The sequence below is a fragment of the Micromonospora sp. NPDC048169 genome (assembly GCF_040652815.1).
Lineage (GTDB): Bacteria > Actinomycetota > Actinomycetes > Mycobacteriales > Micromonosporaceae > Micromonospora.
Window position 1 is genome coordinate 44,389 of the sequence record NZ_JBEZMS010000005.1, and the last position, 22,591, is coordinate 66,979.

The 22,591-nt window shown below is 71.1% G+C and carries 25 protein-coding genes; 19 read left to right on the forward strand and 6 right to left on the reverse strand.

Annotation, left to right across the window (positions count from 1 at the left end; translation table 11 throughout):
- Positions 1 to 71 precede the first annotated feature (71 nt).
- From AB0D28_RS06430 to AB0D28_RS06480, 11 genes are read left to right on the forward strand one after another with little or no spacing between them, the layout of a single operon-like run.
- Positions 72 to 1,280, forward strand: coding sequence for a substrate-binding domain-containing protein (locus AB0D28_RS06430; RefSeq protein WP_357382879.1), 1,209 nt, complete (start codon positions 72 to 74; stop codon positions 1,278 to 1,280).
- Positions 1,277 to 2,053 carry an ATP-binding cassette domain-containing protein gene (locus tag AB0D28_RS06435; RefSeq protein ID WP_357382881.1) on the forward strand — a complete coding sequence of 259 codons (777 nt, stop codon included), beginning with the start codon at positions 1,277 to 1,279 and terminating at the stop codon, positions 2,051 to 2,053. The genes AB0D28_RS06430 and AB0D28_RS06435 overlap by 4 nt, the downstream gene beginning before the upstream one ends.
- A complete protein-coding gene (locus AB0D28_RS06440; RefSeq protein ID WP_357382883.1) occupies positions 2,050 to 3,147 on the forward strand; it encodes an ABC transporter permease in 1,098 nt (365 codons plus the stop codon). The genes AB0D28_RS06435 and AB0D28_RS06440 overlap by 4 nt, the downstream gene beginning before the upstream one ends.
- Entirely contained in the window at positions 3,144 to 4,184 is a 1,041-nt protein-coding gene (locus AB0D28_RS06445; protein ID WP_357382885.1) for an amidohydrolase family protein, read from the forward strand. The genes AB0D28_RS06440 and AB0D28_RS06445 overlap by 4 nt, the downstream gene beginning before the upstream one ends.
- On the forward strand, positions 4,174 to 4,473 hold the full coding sequence (locus AB0D28_RS06450; protein ID WP_357382887.1) for a NifU family protein: 300 nt from the start codon (positions 4,174 to 4,176) through the stop codon (positions 4,471 to 4,473). Before AB0D28_RS06445 ends, AB0D28_RS06450 begins: the two co-directional genes overlap by 11 nt.
- Positions 4,470 to 5,678, forward strand: coding sequence for a CoA transferase (locus AB0D28_RS06455; RefSeq protein ID WP_357382889.1), 1,209 nt, complete (start codon positions 4,470 to 4,472; stop codon positions 5,676 to 5,678). Before AB0D28_RS06450 ends, AB0D28_RS06455 begins: the two co-directional genes overlap by 4 nt.
- A 10-nt stretch (positions 5,679 to 5,688) precedes the next feature.
- On the forward strand, positions 5,689 to 6,120 hold the full coding sequence (locus AB0D28_RS06460; RefSeq protein ID WP_357382891.1) for a heme-binding protein: 432 nt from the start codon (positions 5,689 to 5,691) through the stop codon (positions 6,118 to 6,120).
- Positions 6,117 to 7,001 carry a hydroxymethylglutaryl-CoA lyase gene (locus AB0D28_RS06465; protein WP_357382894.1) on the forward strand — a complete coding sequence of 295 codons (885 nt, stop codon included), beginning with the start codon at positions 6,117 to 6,119 and terminating at the stop codon, positions 6,999 to 7,001. The genes AB0D28_RS06460 and AB0D28_RS06465 overlap by 4 nt, the downstream gene beginning before the upstream one ends.
- Positions 6,998 to 8,152: a CoA transferase gene (locus AB0D28_RS06470; RefSeq protein WP_357382896.1), complete on the forward strand. Its 1,155-nt coding sequence runs from the start codon at positions 6,998 to 7,000 to the stop codon at positions 8,150 to 8,152. The genes AB0D28_RS06465 and AB0D28_RS06470 overlap by 4 nt, the downstream gene beginning before the upstream one ends.
- A complete protein-coding gene (locus tag AB0D28_RS06475; RefSeq protein ID WP_357382898.1) occupies positions 8,149 to 8,898 on the forward strand; it encodes an SDR family oxidoreductase in 750 nt (249 codons plus the stop codon). The genes AB0D28_RS06470 and AB0D28_RS06475 overlap by 4 nt, the downstream gene beginning before the upstream one ends.
- A 29-nt stretch (positions 8,899 to 8,927) precedes the next feature.
- Positions 8,928 to 9,563 carry a GntR family transcriptional regulator gene (locus tag AB0D28_RS06480; protein WP_357382900.1) on the forward strand — a complete coding sequence of 212 codons (636 nt, stop codon included), beginning with the start codon at positions 8,928 to 8,930 and terminating at the stop codon, positions 9,561 to 9,563.
- Between the two features lie 56 nt (positions 9,564 to 9,619).
- Here AB0D28_RS06480 and AB0D28_RS06485 read toward each other — a convergent pair whose 3' ends face one another.
- From AB0D28_RS06485 to AB0D28_RS06510, 6 genes are all read right to left on the reverse strand, one after another.
- Positions 9,620 to 10,204, reverse strand: coding sequence for a TetR/AcrR family transcriptional regulator (locus AB0D28_RS06485; RefSeq protein WP_357382902.1), 585 nt, complete (start codon positions 10,202 to 10,204; stop codon positions 9,620 to 9,622).
- 51 nt (positions 10,205 to 10,255) lie between these two features.
- Entirely contained in the window at positions 10,256 to 10,978 is a 723-nt protein-coding gene (locus AB0D28_RS06490; protein ID WP_357382904.1) for an ABC transporter ATP-binding protein, read from the reverse strand.
- Positions 10,975 to 12,105 carry an ABC transporter permease gene (locus tag AB0D28_RS06495; RefSeq protein ID WP_357382906.1) on the reverse strand — a complete coding sequence of 377 codons (1,131 nt, stop codon included), beginning with the start codon at positions 12,103 to 12,105 and terminating at the stop codon, positions 10,975 to 10,977. The genes AB0D28_RS06490 and AB0D28_RS06495 overlap by 4 nt, the downstream gene beginning before the upstream one ends.
- Positions 12,106 to 12,239: 134 nt before the next feature.
- Positions 12,240 to 12,665, reverse strand: a complete 426-nt coding sequence (locus AB0D28_RS06500; protein ID WP_357382908.1) for a DUF6069 family protein — start codon at positions 12,663 to 12,665, stop codon at positions 12,240 to 12,242.
- Complete coding sequence (locus AB0D28_RS06505) at positions 12,658 to 13,125, reverse strand: SRPBCC domain-containing protein (RefSeq protein ID WP_357382910.1); 468 nt, start codon at positions 13,123 to 13,125, stop codon at positions 12,658 to 12,660. The genes AB0D28_RS06500 and AB0D28_RS06505 overlap by 8 nt, the downstream gene beginning before the upstream one ends.
- Positions 13,079 to 13,459 (reverse strand): metalloregulator ArsR/SmtB family transcription factor, encoded by a 381-nt coding sequence (locus tag AB0D28_RS06510; protein WP_357382912.1) that lies wholly within the window; start codon positions 13,457 to 13,459, stop codon positions 13,079 to 13,081. The genes AB0D28_RS06505 and AB0D28_RS06510 overlap by 47 nt, the downstream gene beginning before the upstream one ends.
- 381 nt (positions 13,460 to 13,840) lie before the next feature.
- Between AB0D28_RS06510 and AB0D28_RS06515 the strand changes: the two genes are divergently transcribed.
- The 8 genes from AB0D28_RS06515 to AB0D28_RS06550 all read left to right on the forward strand — a co-directional run bounded on the left by AB0D28_RS06515 (position 13,841) and on the right by AB0D28_RS06550 (position 22,569).
- Complete coding sequence (locus tag AB0D28_RS06515) at positions 13,841 to 15,043, forward strand: membrane dipeptidase (RefSeq protein ID WP_357382914.1); 1,203 nt, start codon at positions 13,841 to 13,843, stop codon at positions 15,041 to 15,043.
- A complete protein-coding gene (locus AB0D28_RS06520; protein WP_357382916.1) occupies positions 15,040 to 16,668 on the forward strand; it encodes an ABC transporter substrate-binding protein in 1,629 nt (542 codons plus the stop codon). The genes AB0D28_RS06515 and AB0D28_RS06520 overlap by 4 nt, the downstream gene beginning before the upstream one ends.
- 34 nt (positions 16,669 to 16,702) lie before the next feature.
- Complete coding sequence (locus AB0D28_RS06525) at positions 16,703 to 17,656, forward strand: ABC transporter permease (protein ID WP_043323238.1); 954 nt, start codon at positions 16,703 to 16,705, stop codon at positions 17,654 to 17,656.
- A 61-nt stretch (positions 17,657 to 17,717) separates the two neighbouring features.
- Positions 17,718 to 18,599: an ABC transporter permease gene (locus tag AB0D28_RS06530; protein ID WP_262011951.1), complete on the forward strand. Its 882-nt coding sequence runs from the start codon at positions 17,718 to 17,720 to the stop codon at positions 18,597 to 18,599.
- 2 nt (positions 18,600 to 18,601) lie between these two features.
- Complete coding sequence (locus AB0D28_RS06535) at positions 18,602 to 19,783, forward strand: Xaa-Pro peptidase family protein (protein WP_357382919.1); 1,182 nt, start codon at positions 18,602 to 18,604, stop codon at positions 19,781 to 19,783.
- Entirely contained in the window at positions 19,780 to 20,616 is an 837-nt protein-coding gene (locus AB0D28_RS06540; RefSeq protein WP_357382921.1) for an alpha/beta hydrolase, read from the forward strand. The genes AB0D28_RS06535 and AB0D28_RS06540 overlap by 4 nt, the downstream gene beginning before the upstream one ends.
- Complete coding sequence (locus AB0D28_RS06545; RefSeq protein ID WP_357382923.1) at positions 20,613 to 21,596, forward strand: ABC transporter ATP-binding protein; 984 nt, start codon at positions 20,613 to 20,615, stop codon at positions 21,594 to 21,596. The genes AB0D28_RS06540 and AB0D28_RS06545 overlap by 4 nt, the downstream gene beginning before the upstream one ends.
- On the forward strand, positions 21,580 to 22,569 hold the full coding sequence (locus tag AB0D28_RS06550) for a dipeptide ABC transporter ATP-binding protein (RefSeq protein WP_357382925.1): 990 nt from the start codon (positions 21,580 to 21,582) through the stop codon (positions 22,567 to 22,569). The genes AB0D28_RS06545 and AB0D28_RS06550 overlap by 17 nt, the downstream gene beginning before the upstream one ends.
- The last annotated feature ends 22 nt before the right edge of the window (positions 22,570 to 22,591 follow it).

The following is a 22,591-nucleotide window of genomic DNA, read 5'->3' on the forward strand; positions in this document are numbered from 1 at the left end:
TCTTGCCCCTCTGCGCCGACTCATCGACTCGCTTCTCTTCGACGCCTGCCACCCACCGAGGGAGTAGCACCGTGACACACACTTTCGGAGCCCGCCGGCTCCGCGCCGCAGCCGCCGCGTTCGGGGTGGCCGCCCTTCTGCTCACCACCGCCGCCTGCGGCTCGGGTGAGGACAGTGCGGCCTCCGGCACGCCCGCCGCGGTCAACGACGAGTACACCGAGATGGCCCGCAAGCTGATCGACGCCGGCACCGGCGGGATGCTCTACTTCGAGGGCAAGGAAGCCGACATCACCCTCGACAAGATCAAGGTCTACGAGGAGTGGTCCGGGCCGACGACGTCGGTGAAGCCGCCGGCCAACGGCAAGCTCAACATCATCGTCTGCAAGATCGGCACCTCCTGCGAGGAGGTCGGCAAGCGGGCCACCGCCATCGCCGAGAAGCTCGGCTGGAGCGCCGAGATCCTGGACGGGCAGGGCACCCCGGAGGGCTACCAGAAGGCGCTGGCCACCGCCGCCGCCAACAAGCCCACCGCCGTCATCACCGTCGCGATCCCGGAGAACCAGGTCGCCGACGGCATCGCCGAACTGCAGAAGGCGAAGATCCCGGTCGTCGGTGTCTCCGCCGTCGCCGAGGGCGGCGCGGTCGGATACGACGCGCACGTGTCCAGCCGGGAGACGTTCCAGGCGGTGCTGGCCACCGCCAAGGCCGTCGCCGACTCCAACGGCAAGGCCAAGGTCGTCTTCCTCTGGGACGTCGGCTACCCGCACCTTGTCGAGGCGCTCAACGCCAGCAAGCGCGTGCTCGCCGGCTGCACCGGCTGCGAGCTGCTGGAGGTCCGCGAGCGCACGCTGGCGCAGGCGGTCGACCCGATCGAGATGCAGAACATCACCACCTCGCTGATCCAGAAGCACGGCGACAAGCTGCAGTACATCCTCACCCCGTACGGCAACGGCGTGGAGTCCGTCATCGCCGCCATCCGGGCCGCCGGCCGCAACGACATCAAGGTGCTGTCCAAGAACGCCGAGCCGGAGCGGCTGGGCAGCGTGGCCGCCGGTGACCAGCTCGCCGACTTCGGCGCGATCCGCGGCTGGAACGCCTACGCCGCCATCGACCAGGTCGGCCGGCTGGCCGCCGGTCAGCCCGCGCTCCCCGACGCCGAGCAGGGCATCCCGGCGACCGTGTTCGACAAGTCGAACGCCCCCAAGGACGGCGCGGTCGACTGGAACAGCTACGTGAACTACGCCGAGCGCTACGAGAAGATGTGGAGCGAGGCCCGATGAGTGCCGCCCCGGTGCTGGAGGCGGTGGGCGTCAGCAAGTCCTACGGCCGGGTACGCGCCGTCACCGATGTCTCCTTCGACGTACGCCCGGGCGAGATCCTGGGCGTCGTCGGGGACAACGGCGCCGGCAAGTCGACGCTGATGAGCATGGTCAGCGGCGCGCTGGCACCGGACTCCGGCCGCCTGCGGGTGGCCGGCCGGGACCTCGCACCGCACACCATCGGCGCGGCCCGGGCCGCCGGGATCGAGATGATCTACCAGGATCTCGGGCTCTCCGACAACCTGAGCATCGTCGAGAACGTCTTCCTCGGCCGGGAGTGGACCGGCGGCGTGCACGGCCTGCCCGTCCTGCGCAAGCGGGCGATGCGCGAGCGCACCCGGGCGGTGCTGGAGGAACTGGGCATCGACCTGCACGACATGAACGTCCTGGTCGAAGGGCTCTCCGGCGGGCAGCGGCAGATGGTCGCCATCGCCCGCGCGCTGGTCACCGAGAACGAGCCGCGCGTGATGGTGATGGACGAGCCGACCGCCGCGCTCGGCACCACCGAGTCCGACGGCGTCAACGCCCTCATCCGCCGCCTCCGGGACCGGGGCTACGCGGTCATCGTGATCAGCCACCGGATCCCGGAGATCCTCTCGATGGCCGACCGGCTGCTGGTGATGAAGGGCGGCCGCAACGTCTACCACGGCCCCACCGAAGGGCTCGACGTCGAACGGTGCGTGCAGTTGATCGTCGCCGGCACGCTCGTCACGGCGGGGGAGGCGGTCCGATGACCGCCGCCACGACACGGAAGCCGCCGGGCGGCGGCCGTACGGTCGTCAAGCAGAGCGCCGACCGGTCCCGCGCCGGGGCCGGGGAGCGGGCGGTCGAAGGGGTGAGCCGGTTCGGGCTGCTCGGCATGCTCGTGCTGGTGATCGCGGTCTTCTCCGTGCTCACCCCGGACACCTACTTCACCACCACGAACTTCCGGCTGATCCTGGTCAACCAGACCGTGACGGTGATCGTGGCGATGGCGGCCACGCTGCCGCTGCTGGCGCACTACCTGGACGCGTCGGTCGGCCCGATGCTGGGCCTGGCGCAGGGCGTGAGCATCTGGCTGATGGCGGTGCGGGACGTGCCGATCTGGCTGGCCCTGCTCGCCGTGCTCGCCGTCGGCGTCGCGGTCGGCCTGCTCAACAGCCTGCTGGTGCTGAAGTTCGGGATGAGTTCCATCATCGCCACGCTCGCCGTGGGCAGCCTGCTGATGGGTCTGCTCTACATGGTCACCGGCGGCCGGGTGCTGTACCAGAACGTGCCGCCGGCGTTCACCGAGATCGCCCGAGGCGACCTGGGCGGCGTCCCGCTGCCGCTGATCTACCTCGTGGTGCTGGTGCTGGTGCTGGAGTTCATCGTCGTGTGGACGCCCTTCGGGCAGCGGCTCTACGCGATGGACGGCAACCTGCGCGGCGCCGCCCGGGCGGGCATCAACGTCCGCAGCTACACCATCCGGGCGTTCGTCGGTGCGGCGGTGCTCGCCTCGCTCGCGGGCGTGCTGCTGGCCTCGCGGATCGGCTCGGCCCAGCCCACTGTCGGTGAGCAGTTCCTGCTGCCCGCCTTCGCCGCCGCCTTCCTCGGCGCCGCCGCGCTGCGGCCCGGCCGGGTCAACATCCTCGGCACGGTGATCGCCGCGTACTTCATCACCTTCACCATCGCCGGCCTGCAACACCTCGGCGCCGCGACCTGGATCGAGCGCGTCTTCAACGGCCTCGCCGTCATCGCCGGCGTCTCGGTCGCCGCGTGGTCGGTGCGGCGCCGCCGCCAGCTCGCGGTCCGGCACGTCGAACGCCTGGAGAACGACACCACCCCGAAGGGACGCCCCAGCACATGAAGAACGACTTCTTCGTCCTCGACAACGCGATCCACATGTACAAACTCACCGACGAGAACATCGACTTCAACCACGGCGGCAAGAAGTCGACGAACGCGCTCGTCGAGTACGCCCGCAAGTACTCCGCCCCGGGCTACCCGTACGACGACATCTCCGGCCGGGAACTCTCCGTCGAGGACGCGTACCGGCTGATGTTCGAGGAGTCCGACACCGACATGGCGATGGCCCAGACGGTGCCCAGCCACGGCGGCTGGAAGCTGGGGTTCTCCCCGGCGGAGAACAACTACAAGCTCAAGGAGGCGTACCCGGACCGGGTGCTGTTCTGCGGCGGCGTCGACCCGATCACCCACGGCCGCTACGGCGCGGTGACCGAGATGATCCGGCAGATCGAGGAGTGGGGCGCGACCAGCTTCAAGTTCTACCAGGCGCACTCCGGCGGCCTGTCCTGGAAGATCGACGACCGGCAGGTCGCGTACCCGCTGTGGGAGACCGCCCTCGAACACGGCGTGACGAACGTGCAGTTCCACAAGGGGCTGGCGTTCAACACCCAGCACATCGCCGACCTGGCGCCGTACGACCTGGAGCGCGCGGCGCAGGACTTCCCCGAGATGACGTTCATCGTGCACCACCTCGGTGAGCCGTTCATCAACGAGACGATCAACATCGCGGCCCGGTACGAGAACATCCACCTCGCGCTGACCGCCTGGATCAACCAGTACCCGGTCGCGCCCCGGGCCGCGCTGCACGCCATCGGCAAGTGCCTGCTGCACGTCGGCCCGGACCGGCTGCTGTGGGGCTCCGAGGCGTTCGTCTGGCCGAAGGTGCAGGCGTACATCGACCTGTTCGCCGAGATGCGCATGCCGGAGGACCTCCAGGACGGCTACGGCTACCCGGAGCTGACCGACGAGATCAAGGAGAAGATCTTCGGCCTGAACTTCGCCCGGGTGCTCGGCATCGACGTGAAGGCCAAGAAGAAGGAGCTGTACGGCAAGAGCGGCAAGAAGTCCGCGAAGAAGGGCCGCAAGGATGGGCGCTGAGAAGACGGCGAAGGCCGCCGACCGCGCGCTGGACGGCAAGGTACGCCAGCTCGTCGAGGCGCACGGCGGCGGCGTCACGGTCGACGTGGACGCCGACGGCGACGCCCGGGTGACGTTCCACGGCCGCTGCGCGGCCTGCCCGTCCGCGCCGGTCACCATGGGCTCGCTGGTCCGCCCGGCGCTGCTGAAGATCGAGGGGGTGCGCTCGGTGTCCCGCGCGGGCGCGGTCTCCCGGTTCGCCGAGGCGCGCATCGAGCGGATGTTCGGCCTGTCGGAGCCGGCCGGATGACCGGCGGCTTTCCCGACGGGCCGCTCACCGGCGTACGCGTGGTGGAGGCCGGCGTGCTGCTGGCCGGGCCGTTCTGCGCGCAGCTCCTCGGCGACTTCGGCGCCGAGGTGATCAAGGTCGAGCAACCGGACGGCGGCGACCCGATGCGGCAGTGGGGGCGGGAGAAGCCGCACGGCAAGTCGCTGTGGTTCCCGGTCGTGGCCCGCAACAAGAAGTCGGTCACCTGCAACCTGCGCATGCCCGAGGGGCAGCAGGTGATGCGCGACCTGCTCGCCGGCGCCGACGTGTTCGTGGAGAACTTCCGCCCGGGCACGCTGGAGCGCTGGGGGCTGGCGCCGGAGGAGCTGCACCGGATCAACCCGCGGCTGGTAGTCGTGCGGGTCACCGCCTTCGGGCAGGACGGCCCGTATGCCTCCCGGGCCGGCTACGGCTCGATCGGCGAGGCGATGGGCGGCATCCGGTACGTCACCGGTGACCCGTCCACGCCGCCGAGCCGCATCGGCGTCAGCCTCGGCGACTCGCTGGCCGGCACGTTCGCCGCGCTCGGCGCCATGATGGCGTTGCGGGTGGCGGGCAGCACCGGCCAGGGCCAGGTGGTGGACAGCGCCATCTACGAGTCGGTGCTGGCCCTGATGGAGTCGCTGGTGCCGGAGTACGCGCTCACCGGCTACATCCGGGAGCGGACCGGCTCGATCCTGCCCAACGTGGCGCCCAGCAACGCGTACCCGACGCGCGACGGCGCCACCGTCCTGATCGCCGCGAACCAGGACACCGTGTTCCGCCGCCTGGCCGCGGTGATGGACCGGCCGGAGCTGGCCGACGATCCCCGCTACGCCACCCACGCCGCCCGTGGGGCGCACCAGGCCGAACTGGACGACCTGATCGCGGCGTGGACCGTCACGTTCGAGCCGGCCGCGCTGCTGCGGCTGCTGCATCTCGGCGGCGTTCCGGCCGGGTCGGTGTACACCGCCCGGGAGATGCTGGCCGACGAGCACTTCGCCGCGCGCGAGGCGATCGTCGAACTCGACCACCCCGAGATGGGCGCGTTCCCGATGCAGAACGTCGCGCCCCGGCTGTCCCGCACCCCGGGCCGGCTGCGTTCGGTGGGCCCCCGGCTGGGCGAGCACACCGACGAGGTCCTGCGCCAGGTGTTGTGCCTGGCCGACGACCGGATCACCGAACTGCGCGCCGCCGGCGCGATCTGAGGAGGCAGTCATGGCGAAGAACCCGTACGTGGTGAAGAAGCGCTCGATCTCCGGGCCGGCCGCGCGGGCGATGGTGGCCGCCGCCGTCGCCCGGGCCGAGGAGATGGGCTTCGCGGTCACCGTCGCCGTGTGCGACGAGAGCGGGGTGCTCAAGGCGTACGAGCGGATGGACGGCGCGCCGCTGGTGAGCGTGCAGCTGGCGCAGGACAAGGCGTACACGGCGGTGGGTTTCGGGCTCAGCAGCGACGGCTGGTACGACTTCATCAAGGACGACGGCCCGCTGGCGATGGGCGCCCCGCCCGCGATCGACCGGCTGGTGACCTTCGGCGGCGGCTATCCGGTGAAGGTCGACGACGTGCTGGTCGGCGGCATCGGGGTCAGCGGCGGCCACTACACGCAGGACATGGAGGTCGCGCAGGCCGGACTGAAGGCGCTGTCTTGAACGTCGAGATCGTCGAGGTGGGCCCCCGGGACGGCCTGCAGAACCACCCGGCGGAGCTGACCACCGGGCAGAAGGCCGAACTGGTACGCCGCGCGGTCGCGGCGGGCAGCCGGCGCGTCGAGGTGACGAGCTTCGTCAACCCGGCGAAGGTGCCGAAGCTCGCCGACGCCGACGCGGTGATGGCACTGGTCCGCGACGAGCCGGGCCTGGCCTCGATCGGCCTGGTGATGAACGGGCGCGGCCTGGACCGGGCGGTCGCGGCCGGCGTCACCGAGGTCAACTTCGTGGTCGTCGCCACCGACACGTTCTGCCGGCGCAACCAGGGCACGTCCACCGCCGAGGCGGTGGCGCAGGTGCGGCGGCTGCTGCCCCGCGCCCGCGAGCAGGGGCTGCGCACGTCGGTGACGGTCGGGGCCGCGTTCGGCTGCCCGTTCGAGGGCGAGACGCCCGCGGGGCGCGTGCTGCGCGTCGTGGACGACCTGGCACCGGTGGCGCCGGACGAGGTGGCGCTGGCCGACACCATCGGCGTCGCCGTGCCGTCGCAGGTGGAGCGCCTGTTCACCGCCGTACGGGACCGCACCGGCGCGAGCCTGCGCGGGCACTTCCACAACACCCGCAACCTGGGCACGGCCAACGTCCTGGCCGCCGTCGGGGCCGGGGCGCGGGCGATCGACGCCAGCGTCGGCGGCATCGGCGGCTGCCCGTTCGCGCCGGCCGCCACCGGCAACGTGGCCACCGAGGACGTGGTGTACGCGCTGGAACGCTCCGGGACGCGTACCGGGGTGTCGCTGGACGCGGCGATCGGCAACGCCAGGTGGCTGGGCGAAGTGTTCGGCGCCGAACTGCCGGGCGTGCTGAGCCGGGCCGGTGGGTTCCCGTGACCGGGCCGCTGACCGGACTGCGGGTGCTGGACCTGACCAGCACGTTCTCCGGCCCGTACTGCACGCTGATGCTGGCCGACCTGGGCGCCGAGGTGATCAAGGTGGAGGCGCCGGGCGGCGACATCGCCCGCCAGCTCGGCGCCGCCCGCACCCCCGGCATGGCGGCGGTGTTCCTCAACATGAACCGGGGCAAGAAGAGCGTCCTGCTGGACCTCAAGGCGCCCGCCGACCGGGCCGCCTTCGACCGGCTGGTGCCGGCCGTGGACGTGCTGGTGCACAACATGCGCCCGGCCGCCGCGGCCCGGCTCGCGCTCACCTACGACGACGTACGCGCGCTGCACCCGGCGATCGTCTACTGCGCGATCCCGGGCTTCCGCGGCACCAGCCGGCACGCCGACCGGCCCGCCTACGACGACGTGATCCAGGGCGCCTCCGGGATCGCCGCGCTCCAGAGCGTCAACCAGGACCAGCCCGGGTACGTCGTCACGCCGCTCGCCGACAAGATCACCGGGCTCACCGCGTCCACCGCCGTGCTCGCCGCGCTGCGGCACCGCGACGCCACCGGCGAGGGGCAGCGGGTCGAGGTGCCGATGTTCGACACGATGGTCGCCTTCGGCCTGCTCGAACAGCTCGACGGCTGGACGTTCGACCCGCCGACCGGGCCGCCGCGCTACCCGCGTACCGCCGCGCCGAACCGCCGCCCGTACGCCACCGCCGACGGGCACCTCTGCGTCCTGATCTACACCGGCCGGCAGTGGGAACGGTTCCTCACCCTGGTCGGCCGCGCCGACCTGTTGCGCCATCCCGACTACGACACGGTCGGCAAGCGGATCGCCAACGCCGACGGGCTCTACCGGGTGGTCGCCGAGGTGCTGCGCGGGCGTACCACGGCCGAGTGGCTGGCGGAGCTGTCGGCGATCGACGTGCCGTGCGCGCCGCTGGCCGGCTACGAGGAGATCCTGCGCGACGAGGAGTCGGCCGAGTCGGGCCTGGTGTCGACGGTCGAGCACCCGGTGGCCGGACGGCTGCGCAGCATCGCCTCGCCGATCGTCATGTCGGCCTCGCCGCTGCCGCGCGGCCGGCTCGCGCCGACGCTCGGCGAACACAACGACGAGGTGCTCGCTGGCGGCGCCGAGGGGAGCAGCGGATGAGGGGCAGAGTCGCCGTCGTCACCGGCGCCGGATCGGGGATCGGGCTCGCCGTCGCCCGCCGGCTGGCCGGCGAGGGCGCCGAGGTACTCTCCGCCGATCTGGACGTGTCCGCCTGCGCCGGGGCCGCGGTCACCGCCGACCTGGGCACCCCGGCCGGTGTCGCCGCCGTCGTGCGGGAGGTGACCAGCCGGTACGGCGGCGCTGACGTGCTCGTCAACAACGTGGCGCTCGCGCCGTACCGGGACGCGTTCACCGACATCGACGACGCGGCTTGGCAGCGCACCTGGGACGTCAACGTGATGTCCTGCGTGCGCCTGTGCCGCGCGCTCGTGCCGCTCATGGTCGAGCGGGGCGGCGGCAGCGTGGTCAACATCGGCTCCGAGGCGGCGCGGCACCCGAAGCCGCACATGCTCGACTACGCGGTCAGCAAGGCGGCGCTGCTCAGCCTCGCCAAGGGCCTGGCGCTGGAGTACGGCTCCCGGGGCGTGCGGGTGAACACCGTCGCACCCGGCCCGACGCGGACCGCGACCATGGACGCCTACCTGGCGTCGGTCGCGCTCCGGCTGGGCATCGACGTCTCCGCCGCCGCCGACCACGTCGTGCGTGACCTGCGCAAGCTCCCGCTGGGCCGGATGAACGAGCCGGAGGACGTCGCCGAGGTGGTGCTGTTCCTCGCCGGGGAGCGGGCCCGGCAGGTGACCGGCTCGGAGTACGCCGTCAACGGCGGTTCCACCGCGTCGATGTAGGTTCACCATCGGTGAACAAAGGGGGACGCATGGGCCGGGCCACGCAGTCGGCGTACGAGTCGATCAAGACGCGCATCCTCGGCGGGGCGTACGAGCCGGGGAAGAAGCTCTCCGAGGAGGATCTCGCCGCAGCGGTGGGGGTGAGCCGTACCCCCGTGCGGGAGGCGCTGCGCCGGCTGCACGCCGAGGGCCTGGTGGACTGGGAGGCCAACCGGGGCGCCACCGTCCCGGCCTGGCGGGAGCAGGACCTGGAGGAGATCTTCGAGCTGCGCGCCCTGCTGGAGGGCTACGGCGCGGAGCTGGCCGCGACCCGGATCACGCCGGAGGAGATCGCCCGGCTGCGTGAGCTGTGCACCGAGATGGAGGGCTACGCGGCCGGCCAGCGCCGGGACCGGGCGGACCGGATCGCGGTCTGCAACGCGCAGTTCCACGAGATCATCCTCGGCGCCGGGCGGAACCGGCGGTTGAGCGCGCTGCTCGGGGCGGTGGTGCAGACGCCGCTGGTGAACCGCACCTTCCGCCGCTACGACGAGGCGGCGATGGCGCGCAGCATGTCGCACCACCGGGAGCTGATCGACGCGTTCGAGGCGCGGGACCGGGCCTGGGCCGGCTCGGTGATGCGGGCGCACATCCTGGCCGCCCGCGCCACCCTCGGCACGCCCTGACCCGCGCCGGGCCGGCACCCGTCGCACCCGCCGCCGGCCCGGCTGCGGGCTCCGGGTCAGCCGGCGTCCGGGCGCAGGTACGGCGTGAGCAGCTCGCGGGCGAGACCGGTCGCGACCGCCAGGTCGAGCCCGTTCTCGATCATCCGGCTGAGGGTGTACACGATGGACTGGACGAGTTCGGCCATCCGGTCCGGGTCGCTGGCCCCGTGCTCGGTGAGCGCGGCGCGCAGCGGCGCTTCGAGGCTGTCGTGCAGCAGCCGGCTGGAGGTCGCCAGCACCTCGCTGTCACCCGCCGACGCCAGCGCCCGGGCCAGCGCGTGGTCCCCCCGGGCGACCAGTTGCAGGTTGGCCTCGACGTACGCCAGGATCCTCGCCCCCGGTGTGCAGGCCTCGGCCATCTGCTCCTCGACGAAGGCCGACCACCGGGGGAAGGTGTCGGCGACCAGCACGTCGAACATGTCGGTGCGGGACTTGAAGTACGAGTACGCGCTGGACCGGGCCAGCCCGGCGTGCCGGGCCACGTCGGCGAGGCTCGGGATCCGCTCCGGGTGCTCGGAGAGCAGGGCGCGGGCGGCGTCGAGCAACGCCGCCCGCTGCGCGGCCCGGTGTTCCGCAACGGTCGAGGCTTGGATCTTCGGCACGCCGACCTCCCCGTCTCTGTCCGCCGCCCGCGTCGTTCCCCGCCGTCGTGCTCAGCTCGCGGCGAGCTTGCCGTCGACCATCTCGTAAACGGTGTCACAGTATTGCAGCACGTCATGGTCGTGAGTGACCATCACGACCGCCACCGAGCGCTCCCGCGCCTCCTGGGCGAGCAGCTGGACGATGTCGTGGCTGCGGGCCCGGTCCAGGGCCGCTGTCGGCTCGTCCACCAGCAGCACCGAGGGCTCGGTCATCAGCGCCCGGGCGATACCGACCCGCTGGCGCTCGCCACCGGAGAGCTGGTGCGGCCGGCGGTCGGCCTTGCCGGCCAGGCCGACGTGCGCGAGCATCTCCAGCGGGTCGCGTCCGGACCGCTCCCGCCGCCCGCCCAGCCGAAGCGGCAGGCGCAGCTGGTCGGCGGCGGTCAGCGCGGGCAGCAGGTTGCCCGACTGGAACACGAACCCGACGTGCCGGCGGCGCAGCTCGGTGCGCGCCCGGCGGCTGGATACGGTCATGTCGTGCCCGGCCACCGTGACGGTGCCCTCGTCGGGGCGGGCCAGCCCGCCGGCGACGGCGAGCAGGCTGGACTTGCCCGCGCCGGACGGCCCGACGATCGCGGCCAGCTCGCCCGGCGTGACGGTCAGGTCGACGTCGTCGAGCGCGTGCACGGTCTCCGCGCCGTCGCCGTGGCGAAGGTGCACGCCGCGCATGACCAGGCCGAGTTCGGCCGGGGCGGTGCCCGGCGTCGAGGGGGACGGGGTGGTCCGGCTGCTCATCGGTTGCCTCCCAGGGCGGTCGCCGGGTCGATGGAGGTGAGGCGGACGACGGCGGCTGCCGCGCCGACCAGGCCGAGCACGAGCAGCCCGGCCGCGGCGGCGGCGATGCTCTGCGGGTGCAGCGCGAACGGCACGTTGCCGCCGGAGATCAGCGCGCCGAGTCCGAGGCCGATCCCCATGCCGACGGCGATGGCGAGGGCCAGCAGGATCAGCGCCTGGGTGAGGGCGTCGCGCAGCACCCAGCGGGTCGAGGCGCCGAGTGCCCGCAGCACCGCGACCTCCTGCTTGCGTTGGATCGCCCAGACCGCGAAGAACGCGCCGGCCACGAGCGCCGAGATCGCGTAGAGGAAGCCCTGGATCAACTGGAGCGTGGTCGTCTCGGCGGTGTAGCCCGGCGAGGCGCCGTAGGACTCCTCGAGGGTCAGGCTCTCCGTGCCCGCGGCCTTGTCGCCTGCGGCCAGGTTCACCGAGTCGCCGTCGGCCGCGCGGACCGCGACGGCGGTGATCTCCTGGGCCGCCTGCGCCGGCACCTGCGCGCCGGCCGGGGTGCCGGACTTGACCGCCTGCCAGGTGGCCAGCGGCACGTACGCCACGTCGACGTGGCCGAAGGTGTCCTGCTGTTCGGTGACGCCGACCACGCGCAGCCGCGTGCCGAGCCGGTCCACCGTCACGGTGTCGCCCACGCGCAGGCCCGCGTCGATGGCGGTGGGGCTCACCACGATCCCGTCCGCCGGGCCGAGGCGGTCGCCCTCGCTGACGGCGGGCGACAGGAACGAGTCGGTCTCGACGCCGAACAGCGCCAGGTCGACCTCGGTGCCCCCGTCGGTGCGCCCGTTGATGAGCGTGTTGCCGAACGGGGTCGCCTCCGCCACGCCGGGCTGGTCGCGCCAGGTGTCCACCGCCGAGGCGTCCACCACGCTGCGCGAGAAGGCCGAGTCGTGCTGCACGCCGTGGGCGAAGGCGAACGAGGTGACCGGCAGGTTCTGCAGGCCGGAGACGCCGTCACGGACCAGCCCGACGGACAGGCCGGACAACATCACCATCAGCACCGAGATCAGCGCGATCACGGCCCCCATCAGGGCGAATCGCAGCCGTGCGAACCCCAGCTCGCGAATGGCCAGGAACATCAGCCGCCACCTCTCAAACTTGTCGACACCATGTCGCTATGTTAACAACGCGGTGTCGGCAAGATGGTGGTGGTGGTTGTCTACCCGGCCACACTCCGTGACGGGCCGGCGACGCGCGCCCTGCCGCGCCGGCGTCAGGCGGCCACCGGGCCCGCGGTGGCGCGACGCGCGCGCCGGCCGAGGGCGCTTACCGCGACCACGATGATCGGCGCGAGCGTGAGGTGGCACGCGGCCAGCGTGATCGTGCTGGTGGCGTCCAGGCCGGCGGGCAGCGTCATGGTGGCGATCGTGAGCACCGCGAGCGCCGGGCCGACGATCAGCGCCGCCCGGACCACCCAGGCGTACCGGGACGCCAGTACGGCGACGGCGGTGAGCCCGAGCGCCAGCGGCAGCGCGCTGAAGTCCGCGACGGTCACCGCGTCGACCTCGACCCGCCGGTCGTCGGCGGTGAACAGGAAGCTGCCGCCGGCCGCCCGGCCGATCGCGTACACGATCAGGTTGACGACCACCGCGACGGCGGTGGCGAGGGCGACGACGGCGGTTCGGGGCAGGTCAGCCACGGGAGGTCTCCTCTGCGTGCTCTCGGGTCAGGTACGCCTCGATGCGGGCGAACGCCCCCGTCCAGACCTCGCCGACGAAGAAGTCGCGCAGTTGCGGGGTGGGGAAGCCGCTCTGCACCACAGTCATCAGCGTGCCGCCGTCGCGCGCCTCGAAGGTGACCTCGATGCGCGTGGTCATGGTCGTGCCGTCCGGGCCGGTGCCCGTCGACTCGGTGACCAGCCGGTGCGGGCGGTCGATCTCCAGGAACGTCTGCGTCTCGCGGAACAGCATGTCGGGGGAGGGGCCCCAGATCGCGGTCTGTCTCCCGCCGACCCGCAGGTCGACGTCGATCTCCACGATGCCGGGCTCCTCGTCGAGGATGCCGAACCAGATCTTCTGTTTGCCGGCGTCGGTGTAGGCGTCGAACGCCTCGTCAGGGGTGCCCGGAAGGTGTCGTGTCACGCGCATGTGGAGCGTCATGGTCGCGGTCCTCCGTGGTGAGTGTGAGGTAGGCGTCGAGGCCGTCGAGGCGACGGGCCCAGAGCCGTCGGTAGAAGGCGATCCAGGCCATCGCCGAGTCCAGCGGTGCCTCGCTGAGCCGGCACTGCCGGGACCGGCCGACCTTGCGCGTCACCACGAGGCCCGCGTCCTCCAGCGCGCGGACGTGCTTGCGCATGCCGGTGAGGGTCATCCCGGTGGGCTCGGTGAGCTCGGTGATGGTGGCCGGGCCTGCGCCGAGCCGGATCAGGATGTCGCGCCGGGTCGGGTCGGCCAGGCTGGCGAACACCCGGTCGAGCGTCTCTTGCTGAACCACGAGGTTCACCGTAGGACACTGAACCGATCGGTTCAACGTTTTGTCGGTCCGGGGCGTACGCGCCTCGGTTGCGGGTCTCTGCGGATCTGGGTGCCGCCCATTGCTCAGTGGTCTGACCACCCGGAGGCTTGTGGGTGGTGGTTGGGGTGGATCGCGGTCGCTCACCCGTTCGGCGCGACGGCCTCGGGCGTTCGGTCCGGCCTGGCTCCGTTGTGCGGCCCTGCGCGCCCATACCTGTCCCGACCTGCGGGAATGTTCCCCGATTTAGGTAACGGAAAGGTCACGGAGTATTCCTGTGCCGTGGTCGCGCTCGGTACGTTCCACGAGGCATGAGGTCAGACCTCGATCCTCATGCCTCTAGCTGACGAGGTGAGTAGACCAGTGCAGGAACCCGCCCCCCGCTACGCCGGATACCGGTCCTTCGACTACCTGGTGCCGCATGTGGACTACAAGGTCTTCGAGCTCGCGCCGCAGATCGGCCGGGTGCCGGAGCACGACCTCGGCCTGAGCGACGAGCAGCGAGCCCGGGTCTCCCGGTTGCTGCGTGAGCACATGGCGATCTCGCTCCACGAGCACCCGAAGATCCTGCCGGCCGACGTCACGCAGTTGCGCGACTACAACCGGACCGGCCGCAACGCCTTCGGGTTCGAGGGCCTGGCCCGGTCCGGCATGACCGCGGTCTTCGACAACTTCATGAACGGCACCGGCTGCGTGACCAGTGAGCACGCCTGGAAGTGGGACGACGTCATCTACGACATCGGCCTGCGCTTCGCCGACGTCGCCAAGCAGGACCACGTGGTGGTGGCGACCACGCTCGAACAGATCTTCGAGGCCAAGCGCAACGGGCAGATCGCCCTGGTGGCCGGCCTGGAAGCAGCCACGATGATCGAGAACGAGCTGGACCGGATCGACATCCTCTACGGCTTCGGCGTACGCCAGATGGGCATCGCGTACAGCCAGGCGAACATGCTCGGTTCCGGCCTCTCCGAGGACCGCGACGGCGGGCTGACGCACTTCGGCCGGCGGGCGGTCGACCGGATGAACAAGCTCGGCATCGCCATCGACATCTCGCACTCCGGCGACCAGACGTCGCTGGACGTGATCGAGGCCAGCCGGGTACCGGTGTTCATCACCCACGCCGGTGCCCGCTCGGTCTGGAACACCCCCCGGATGAAGCCGGACGAGGTGATCCGGGCCTGTGCCGAGCGGGGTGGCGTGATCGGCATCGAGGCCGCTCCGCACACCACCCTCTCGGGCGACCACCCGCACCACTCGATCGAGTCGGTGATGGACCACTTCACCTACTGCGTGGAGCTGGTCGGCATCGACCACGTGGCGTTCGGCCCGGACACCAACTTCGGTGACCACGTCGGACTGCACGACAGCTTCACCCAGCACCTGGCGATCGGAAAGGCCCACGGCGTGGTGGACCACCCACGGGTTCCGTACGTGAGTGGCATGGAGAACCCGGCGGAGTGCTTCAGCAACATCGTCGGGTGGCTGGTCACGCACGGTTACTCCGACGACGAGATCGCCAAGGTCATCGGCGGCAACATCATCCGGGTTCTTCAGGAGGTTTGGTGAACAAGACAGTCAAGGGCCGGTGGCGGCTCGCTGTCGCGCTCGGCGTGGCGGCCACGCTCGGTGTCTCCGGCTGCGGTCTGAACGAGGATGGGTCCTCCTCCTCCAGCGGCTCGTCGTCGGACTCGGTGCTGCGGATCGGCACCACCACCGACGTGAGCAACTTCAACCCGCTCCAGTCGCTGAGCAAGACGGACTCGTGGATCCTCAACGCGATGTACCCGCACCTGCTGCGGATCGACGAGAACGCGAAGAAGTCGCCGGAGCTGGCCAAGGAGTACCGCTACGAGGACGACGGCAAGACCGCCGTCTTCGTGCTGCGCGACGACTTCAAGTGGACCGACGGCAAGCCGGTGGTCGCCGAGGACGTGAAGTTCTCCGCCGAGTCGATCATGAAGTACAAGCTCGGCAACGTCGCGGCGAAGCTGACCTGGGTCGAGTCGGTCGAGGCGCCGGACGCCACCACCGTCAAGTTCAAGCTCTCCCAGCCGTACGCGCCGTTCGCCGAGGGCGTCGGCTTCTGGATGTCGGTCGTGCCGAAGCACATCTTCGAGCCGGCCGGTGACCTGTCCAAGTTCGCCAACGACTCCAACTGGGTCGGCGCCGGGCCGTTCGTCCTGGACAGCATCACCAAGGGCCAGCGCTACGTCATGAAGCGCAACGAGCACTACCCGCTCGCGCCGGGTGGCAAGGCCGCGGTGAGCCAGGTCGAGTACCGGGTCTACCCGGACGTGAACACCATGATGCTGGCGCTGCGCAACGGTGACATCGACATGATGGGCACCCCGGTGCCGGTCTCGGCGGCGAAGACCTTCGAGAACGACGACAAGATCAAGCTGAAGAAGGTCGGCGCCCTCGGCTTCGCGCACCTGACCTACAACATGAAGAACAAGTACCTCGCCGACCAGGACGTCCGGCAGGCGCTGTCGATGGCGATCGACACCAAGGCGATCATCTCGGCCGTGCTGCAGGGCGACGGCCAGCAGATGGCCGGCCCGATCTCGCCGATCTTCTCCGAGTACGACAACACCGAGCTGCAGCCGTACCCGTTCGACCCCCAGGCCGCGAAGGCCAAGCTGAGCGCGGCCGGCTACAAGGACGCCAACAACGACGGCTTCTTCGACGAGCTGAAGTTCGGCGTGGCGTGCGACCAGTCCAACGCCAACATCACCCGGGTCGTGCAGCTGTTCCGGGAGAGCGCGGCCAAGGCCGGCGTGAAGCTGGAGAACGAGTGCGTGGAGCGGAACACCTTCCTCACCCGCACCAAGAACGGCGAGTACGACATCGACGCCTCGCAGTGGGGCGTCTTCGACAACCCGATGGACCAGCTGCGCAGCACCTATCTGTCCAGCAACCCGGGTGGCATCAACTACAACCTGCTCGAGTCGGCGGAGATGGACGCGCTGATCAACGACGCGGCCGGCACCACCGACGCGGAGGCGTTCAAGACCAAGATCAAGAACATTGACAAGGTCGTGCACGAGCAGGCGTACCTGACCCCGCTGTACGTGGAGAACTTCCAGTTCGCCTACAACGCCAGCAAGTTCACCGGCTTCGTCCCGTCGCCGTCGGACCTGCTCGGCATGGTGACCGCGTACTCGCTGGCCCAGGTCACTCCGGTCAAGTAACCCACCCAACCTAGAGGGAGAGGAGGGGTCCCCCGTGGCGCGTTTCGTGCTCAGCCGGGCATTGAAGGCCGTCCTGACCGTGTGGATCGCGATCACTTCGACGTTCTTTCTGCTCCGGCTCCTGCCGGGGGACCCCACGACCCTCATGGTCGAGGGCGACATGACACCGGAGATGCAGGCGGCGCTGCTCAAGACGTACGGCCTGGACCGTCCGCTGTGGGAGCAGTACGTGTCGTACCTGCGCGAGCTGGTCCAGGGCAACCTGGGCATCTCGTTCCGTCAGATCCAGCCGGTCACCGACATCATCCTCGACCGGCTGCCCTGGACGTTGCTGCTGGCCGGCAGCGCGTTCGTCCTGACCGTCGCCGTCGGTATCCCGATCGGCGTGGCCGCCGCGGTCAACCGTGGCAAGTGGCTCGACCGCGCGTTGCAGGGCTTCGGGATCAGCGCGAACGCGCTGTTCGTGCCCAGCGTCGCGATCCTGCTGCTGGTCTTCTTCGGCGCCCAGCTCGGCTGGTTCCCGATCGGTGGGGCGATCGACCCGGACACCCGGGGCGCGGCGGCCTACCTGAGCCTGGCCCACCACCTGGTGCTTCCGGTGCTCTCCCTGGTCCTGGTGCAGCTCGGCCCGTACGCGCTCACCCTTCGCACCAACATGATCGAGGTTCTCGGTGAGGACTACATCCGCGCGGCGCAGGCGCGTGGTCTCTCGGCCCGGCGCCGGGTATGGAAGCACGGCCTGCGTAACGCGATCCTGCCGGCACTGACCCTGATGGGCCTGCAACTGGGCACCCTGGTCGGCGGCGCGGTGCTGACCGAGACGGTCTTCGCCTACCCCGGGGTCGGCCGGCTGATCTACGAGGCGGTCGGGCAGCAGGACTACCCGGTGATCCAGGGGGCGTTCATCATGCTCGCCGTCACCGTGGTGATCGCCAACGCCCTGACCGACATGCTCTACGCGGTCCTCAACCCCCGGATCCGGCTGTGAACGCGCGCAGCGTCGCGGCACGTCGCCCGGATCCGTCCGCCGCCACCGAAGGGAGGGTGCAGTGAGTGCTCCCGTGCTGACCGAGCAGGCGCTGCCGCCGGCCCCGGCCGCGCCCAAGCGGTCCTTCCTCTCCGGCTACCTGCGTCAGCCCGTCGTGGCGCTGTCCGTGCTGGTGCTGCTCGTGATGGCGTTGCTGGCGATCTTCGCGCCGCTGATCGCCGACGAGCCCGCCGGCGCCGGCGCGGACGTGCTGCAACCCCCCTCCGGGGCGCACTGGTTCGGCACCGACGACCTCGGGCAGGACATCTTCGCCCAGGTGGTCTGGGGCACCCGGACCAGCATGGTGATCGGCCTGGCCGCGTCGCTGCTCGCCATCGTGCTGGGCACCGCGATCGGGCTGGCCGCTGCGTACTTCCGGCCGTTCGACGCGGTCGCCACGGTGATCACCGACGTGATGCTGGCGCTGCCCACCCTGCCGCTGATGATCATGCTGGCGGCGGTGGTGAGCCCGAGCGTCACGACGCTGACCCTGATCATCGGGTTCTTCGCCTGGCCCGAGGTCGCCCGGCTGATCCGGTCGCAGGGCCTGGTGATCAGCGCGATGCCCTACATCGACGGCGCCCGGGTGCTCGGGGCCACCGGCTGGCGGATCGTCACCCGGGAGATCCTGCCCGCCGTCGTCTCGCTGATGGTGGTCAGCGTGCTGCTCACCGCCTCCCGGGCGGTGATCTCCGAGGCGGGCCTGAGCTTCCTCGGCCTCGGCGACCCGGACGCCTGGTCCTGGGGACGGATCCTGCTCAACGCCCAGCGCAGCGGCACGATCGCGATCGCCTGGTGGCAGACGCTCTTCCCGTCCCTGGCGATCTTGTTCCTGGTGCTGGCGGCGACCCTCGCCGGAACCCGGTTCAACGACACTCGCGACCCCCGTCGCAACGGAGGCTGACCATGCGACTGCCCGAGAGCTTCTACCACAGTGTCCGAAGCCGGCTAGCCGAGGCGCTCGAACAACGTGGTCTGGACGGGTTCCTGGCCACCTCGCCGGCGGAGGTCGCCTTCCTCAGCGGCTTCTTCTACATCGCCACCGAACGTCCGGTGTATCTCTGGCTGCCGCGTGCGGGGGATCCGCTGCTGGTGATCCCGCGCCTCGACGAGGAGTACGCGGCCCAGCAGGGCGTGACGGTCCCGACCGTCACCTACTTCGAGTACCCGGGCGTGGTCACCGCCGAGGAGACGCTCGCCTCGGCGTTGCCCCGCCCGGGCGGTCCGGTCCGCCGCATCGGCGTGGGCGCGGGCCTTTCGGTCGGCACGTTCCGGGCGCTGTCCCGGGCCATCGGCGGGGCCACCCTGGAGACCACGGACGCGGTCGCCGCGCTGCGGCTGCGCAAGTTCCCCGAGGAGATCCCGTTCCACGAGGCCGCCGCGCGGATCTGCGACGAGATGCTGGCCGCCGGACGGGCCCTGATCGAGGAGGCGCTCGCCGCCGGCGGGCCGCTGCCGCGCGAGGACGAGATCGCCCGGCACGTGATCGGCTACGGCACCGACCGGATGTACGCCGATTACGACCTCGTCGTCTACACCACCAAGCTGGCCGGCGGGCTGGTCTACGCCGGCCCGAACTCCGCCCTGCCGCACGGCCTGCCGACCCGTCGGCGGCTCCAGCCGGGTGACACCCTGATCCTCTCCCTCGGCGCGGCGGTGGCCAGCCGGTTCGTGGAGAGCGAACGGACGTTCGTCATCGGCGAGCCCACCGCCGAGCAGGTGCGCTACTACGAGGCCGACCGGGAGGCGCAGGAGGTGGGCACCCAGGCGATGATCGCCGGGCGTACCTGCGCCGAGGTCAACCGGATCTGCCTGGACGTCCTGCGGGACCGGGGCTTGGGCGACTACATCCGGCACCGGCAGGGCCACGGCATCGGGCTGCAGAACCACGAGGCGCCCTGGGTCGAGGACGGGGACCACACCGTGCTCGCCCCCGGGATGCTGCTGTCGAGCGAGCCCGGCGTCTACGTGCCCGGCCACGCCGGCTACCGCATCTCCGACACGGTCCTGGTGCAGGACGACGGCCCGCGCCGGCTCACCCGGTACCCGCGTGACCTTGCATCCAACATCATCGAGGGGATCCGATGAGAATCAACGGAGCGGAACTGGTCGTCGAGGCGTTCGGCCCGGTCGACGGCCCGGCCATGATCGTGCACCACGGCGCCCCGGGCCTCGGTTCCCGCCAGGAGCCGAAGCGGTCGTTCGGCCCGTTCGCCGACCGGATGCGGGTCATCGTCTTCGACGCCCGCGGCTCCGGCGAGTCCAGCGACGACGGACCGTTCACCCACGAGCAGTGGGTGGCCGACGTGGACGCCATCCGCGCGCACTTCGGCTACGAGACCATCGTCATGGCCGGCGGCTCGTACGGCGGGTTCATCGCCATGGAGTACGCCATCGCCCACCCGGACCGGGTCTCCGCGCTGGTGCTGCGCGACACCGCCGCGGACACCGCGCACGACCACCTGGCGGTGGAGCGGGCCCGCAACACGGACCGTTCGGTGATCCCGGAGTGGGTCATCGACCGGATCGGCACCGGCCGGTTCGAGAGCAACGAGCAGTTGCGCGAGTACTGGCGAGCGATCCTGCCGCTCTACGACCACCGGCACGACCCGGCCAAGGACGAGGCGCGTTTGGCCGCCACCCGGTTCCACTACCGCACCCACAACGCCGCCTTCGGGCAGAACATGCCCCGCTACGACCTGAAGCCGAAGCTGCCGTCGATCACGTGCCCGACCCTGGTGACCGTGGGCCGGCACGACTGGCGTACGCCGGTGGCCGCCTCTCAGGTCATCGCGGACCTGGTGCCCCACGGCGAGCTGGTGGTATTCGAGTCCTCCGGCCACTCGCCGCAGCTGGAGGAGCCGGAGCGGTTCCAGCAGGTGGTGCGGGACTTCCTCAGCCGGGCCGGAGTGCTCCGATGAGCCTGCTGGAGATCGCCGACCTGCGGGTCGCGTTCCCGGGCCCGACCGGCCCGGTGAACGCGGTGAACGGGGTGTCGCTGCGGGTCGAGTCGGGCCAGACCCTTGCCATCCTCGGTGAGTCCGGCTCCGGCAAGAGCGTCACCGCGCAGGCGGTGACGGGCATCCTCGACGTGCCGCCGGCGACGGTCACCGGCTCGGTCCAGCTGCGGGGCCGGGAGCTGCTGACCCTGCCACGCAAGCAGCGGGAGCGGGTCAGTGGCGAAGAGATCGGGATGGTCTTCCAGGACGCGATGGCCGCGCTCAACCCGGTCTTCACCGTCGGACACCAGATCGTGGAGGTGCTGCGGGTCCGGCGGGGCATGTCCCGGGCCGACGCCCGGCGCCGCGCCGTCGAACTGGTCGACCGGGTGCGGATCCCGGCGGCCAAGGACCGGATCCGGGACTACCCGCACCAGTTCTCCGGCGGCATGCGCCAGCGCATCATGATCGCGTTGGCGATCGCCCTGGAACCGGACCTGCTGATCGCGGACGAGCCCACCACCGCGCTGGACGTGACGGTGCAGGCCCAGGTGATGGAGTTGCTCGCGGAGATCCAGCGGGACAGCGGAATGGGCCTGCTGCTGATCACCCACGATCTGGGGGTGGTCGCCGAGGTCGCCGACGACGTGGCGGTGATGTACGCCGGCCGGATCGTCGAACGGGGCACCGTCGAGCAGATCTTCGCCGGTCCGGCGCACCCCTACACCGAAGGGCTGCTCAACTCGATGCCCCGGGTGGACCGGCGCGACGAGCAGCTCTACGCGATTCCCGGAGCTCCGCCCAACCCGGCTCGGCTCCCCGCCGGCTGCCCGTTCCACCTGCGTTGTCACCGGGCCACCGACGAGTGCCGGGTCGTCTTGCCGCCGCTGCGGGCGCTGCCGGCCGACCGGGCCAGCGCCTGTCACCACCACGAGGAGGTGCTCGATGCCACCCGCCGATGAGGTCGTGCTGCGGGTCGAGAACCTGGTCAAGCACTTCCCGCTCAAAGGGCGGGTCCCGTTCGCCTCCGGCGGCGTGGTCAAAGCCGTCGACGGCGTCTCCTTCGACCTGCGCCGGGGCGAGACGCTCGGCGTGGTGGGCGAGTCCGGCTGCGGCAAGAGCACGCTGGCCCGCATGCTCGTCGGGCTGGAGCAGCCCACCTCCGGCGCGGTGCGCTTCGGCACGTCAGTGGTGCACCAGGCCAGGGGACGGGAGCTGCGGGCCCTGCGCCGGCGGATCCAGATCGTGCTTCAAGACCCGTACACCTCGTTGAACCCCCGCCGCACGATCCGGGAGATCCTGCTCCAGCCGTTCGAGATCCATCCGGACGTGCTTGACCGCCGGCGCCGGGTCGAGCGGATCAAGGAGCTGCTCGACCTGGTCGGTCTCGACCCCGGCCTGCACCTGGACCGCTACCCGCACCAGTTCTCCGGCGGGCAGCGTCAGCGCATCGGCATCGCCCGGGCGCTCGCGTTGAACCCCGACGTGATCGTCTGCGACGAGCCCGTCTCCGCACTGGACGTGTCGGTCCAGGCGCAGGTGGTCAACCTCCTGGAGCGGCTCCAGGAGGAACTCGGCGTCGCGTACGTCTTCATCGCCCACGACCTGTCCGTGGTGCGCCACATCTCCGACCGGGTCGCCGTGATGTACCTGGGCAAGCTCGTGGAGACCGGCCCGGAGACCAGCCTCTACGAGTCGCCCCGGCACCCGTACACCCGGGCGCTGCTGTCGGCCGTGCCGGTGCCGGACCCGGCCGGCCGGCGGCAGCGGCAGCGCATCCTGCTGGCCGGCGACCCGCCCAGCCCGGTCGATCCGCCCTCCGGCTGCCGTTTCCGGACCCGCTGCTGGCAGGCGACCGACGCCTGTGCCAGCACCGAGCCGACGCTGGCCGCCGGGCCGCATCCGGTTGCCTGCCACTTCCCGCTGGCCGCGTGACGGCCGGCGATCGCCAAAGGAG